Source organism: Planomonospora algeriensis (genome assembly GCF_977012225.1).
The window spans coordinates 1-1,575 of record NZ_CDRNDK010000817.1 but is presented as its reverse complement, the minus strand read 5'-3'; the positions used below and the strand labels follow the sequence as shown (position 1 = coordinate 1,575).

Below are 1,575 nucleotides of genomic sequence, written 5' to 3'. Positions count from 1 at the left end.
GAGCCCGCAGCCCGCAGCCCGCAGCCCGCAGCCCGCAGCCCGCAGCCGGAGATCTTGCACGGGGCGCATGCGCGGCGCTATGCTGCTGACCGCCGCGTGACCTGGGAGAGCAGGAGGCCGTTTCCCGCCCTCCGCGGTCCGGTGCTGCTTCTTCAAAAGAATCGTCATCGTTCCTCCGGCAAGGGGAGTCGCTGTGACCGCCGCCGCCTCTCCGGCCTTGGACTGTTCCCAGACGCTGCCGGCAGGGGCAGAGGACGAGCAGGTCGCGGGAGCGGAGCCTCGGCGGCAGCAGGCGGCCCCGTCCGGACCACGGGTCGAGAGGCATCACGTGGCGGAGCACGTCGCGAACCCCGCACGGCGGCGCAGCGTCTCCTCCCGGCAGAGGCGGGACCTCATCCGGATCTGGGCCGGACTGGCCTCCTCGATGACGGGGGCGCGGACCCTGGGCGTCGCCTATCCCCTGCTGGCCCTCTGGCTGACCGGTTCACCGGCGCAGGCCGGCTGGACCGGGTTCGCGCTGACCGTTCCCACCCTGCTCTTCTACATCCCGGCCGGAGTCATGGCCGACCGGCTGAACCCGCGCTCGCTCATCCTGATCACCGAGACGGCCAGGGGGGCGGCCGTGGCCGGTGTGGCCCTGGCCGTCCTCCTCGACCTGGCGACGCTGCCGCACCTCCTGGCGGCCGCCTTCATCGAGGGCTCGCTCTGGGTCCTCCACTCCCTCGGGGAGACGGCCCTGATCCGTTCCTTCGTCCCGAGAGGCGATCTGCGCGGCATGCTGGCCACCAGCGAGACCAGCTCCCACGTGGCGGTGCTGGCGGCCAGGCCGCTCGGCGGGTTCCTGTTCGGGCTGGGGCCGGCCATGCCGTTCCTGGTGAACACGGCGCTCTTCCTGCTGTCCTCCCTGTCCGTGCTGGGCCTGGGACGGCACCGCGCCTCCCCGGCGCAGGCCGGTCCGGCGGGGCGGACGGTACGGCGGGCGGCCCGGCGCCCCTTCCTGCGGGAGACGTCCGACGGCGTCAGGGAACTGGCCAAGTACCCCTTCCTGCGCAACGCCATGGCGCTCACCACGGTCACCAACCTGATGGTCAACACCCTCATCATGGTCTTCATGGCGGGTTCGGTGGCGCTCCCGCCGCTCCAGGTCGGCCTGGTCCTGGCCGCGGGCGGGCTGGGAGGCGTCCTGGGCTCGGCGCTGGCCTCCGTCGCCGGACGGTCACGGCCGGCGGTCCTCACCTCGTCGGGGAACGCCATGCTGTTCCTCCAGATGTGGATCTGGGTGGTGGCGCTCTGCATCGCCGCCTTCGGCGGCGGCCCGCTGTTCTTCGGCGCCGCGACCCTGCTGACCGGGTGCGCGGGGGCGCTGACCAACATCGCCGTCCGGACGTTCGAGATCGGGGCGGTGGACGGGTTCAAGCTCGCGCGAGTGGTGAGCGTGCACCGCCTCACGGTGCACGGCGCCGTCTGCCTCGCCGCCCCGCTCGGCGGCCTGCTCGCCTCCGTGCTCGGCACCGAGGCCGCGGCCAGGGCGCTGTTCGGCGCGATGCTCGCCGTCGCCCTCGCCGTGACGACCGC

At 73.3% G+C, this 1,575-nt stretch carries 1 protein-coding gene; it reads left to right on the top strand.

Annotated features, from left to right (window positions below; translation table 11 throughout):
* Positions 1-328 precede the first annotated feature (328 nt).
* On the top strand, positions 329-1,575 hold a 1,247-nt coding region (locus ACWJ6R_RS36060; RefSeq protein ID WP_449066501.1), incomplete at its 3' end, for an MFS transporter.